We start from the raw sequence: 1,308 nt of genomic DNA, 5'->3' as shown, positions 1-1,308 counted from the left end.
CCAGGCGATGCGGCTGATGGGCAGTCATTTCGTGCTGGGCGAGACCATCGAGCAGGCGCTGGAGCGGGGCCGCCCGCGCTCCGGCCAGAAGCCGCGCTATTCCTTCGACATGCTCGGCGAAGCCGCGCGCACGGCGGCGGATGCCAGCCGTTATTTCAATGCCTATGCCAGTGCGATCGAAACCATCGGCAAGGCGGCGGGCAACCATCCCCTGCCCGACCGGCCCGGCATCTCGGTCAAGCTCTCGGCACTGCATCCGCGCTTCGAGGCGATCAGCCGGGAGCGGGTGATGGCCGAGCTGGTGCCGCTGCTGCTGGACCTCGCGCAGCGCGCCAAGGCCCATGACCTCAACTTCACCGTCGATGCCGAGGAAGCCGACCGGCTGGAGCTGTCGCTCGACGTGATCGCGGCAACGCTCGCCGATCCCTCGCTTACCGGTTGGGACGGATTTGGCCTCGCGGTCCAAGCCTATCAGAAGCGCGCCAGCGCGGTGATCGACTATGTCGACGAACTCGCCCGCGCGCACGACCGCAAGCTGATGGTGCGCCTCGTCAAGGGCGCCTATTGGGACACCGAGATCAAGCGCGCGCAGGAGCGCGGGCTCGACGGCTATCCCGTGTTCACGCGCAAGGCGATGACGGATCTCAACTTCGTCGCTTGCGCGACGAAGCTGCTGGTCTTGCGGCCCCGCATCTTTCCGCAATTCGCCACCCACAATGCGCTGACGGTCGCGACCGTGCTGGAGCTCGCCGGGAATAGCGGCGGCTTCGAATTCCAGCGCCTGCACGGCATGGGCGAAGCGCTGTACGAGCAGCTCGCCAAGGATCATCCTGAGATCGCCTACCGCACCTATGCGCCGGTCGGCAGCCATCGCGACCTGCTGGCCTATCTGGTGCGGCGCCTGCTGGAGAACGGAGCCAATTCCTCCTTCGTGGCGCAGGCCGCCGATTATCGCGTGCCGGTTGCGGCGCTGTTGCAGCGTCCGGCGGATGCCATCGTTCGGCCACAGCAGGCGGCCCATCCCAAGATTCCGCTGCCCGGCGATCTCTTTGCGCCGGAGCGGCGCAATTCGCGCGGCGTCGAATTCGGCGCGCGCGCTGCACTCGACCAGTTGCTGGTTGACGTGAAAGCCGAGACGGCTGACCTCAAGCCGATCGCCGATGCCACGCGGGATCAAGCCCTTGCGGCGGTGACTGCTGCGCGCGCACGGACTGGATGCGAAGATCGTCTCGACCGGCGGCACGCCGAACCTGAAAAATCTCGGCAAGCTGAAGGGCGGCACCGAGCACCGCTTCGGCACCTATATCT

At 66.7% G+C, this 1,308-nt stretch carries 2 pseudogenes; both read left to right on the top strand.

Annotated features, from left to right (window positions below):
- Positions 1-7: 7 nt before the first annotated feature.
- Positions 8-880, top strand: a pseudogene (locus MOV75_RS38480) (proline dehydrogenase family protein); the annotation flags it as partial.
- Positions 881-1,171: 291 nt separating this feature from the next.
- Positions 1,172-1,308: pseudogene (locus tag MOV75_RS38475) on the top strand (D-TA family PLP-dependent enzyme); the annotation flags it as partial.

Source organism: Bradyrhizobium sp. PRIMUS42, from assembly GCF_023006515.1.
Lineage (GTDB): Bacteria > Pseudomonadota > Alphaproteobacteria > Rhizobiales > Xanthobacteraceae > Bradyrhizobium.
This window is presented reverse-complemented; position numbering and strand designations above follow the sequence as displayed.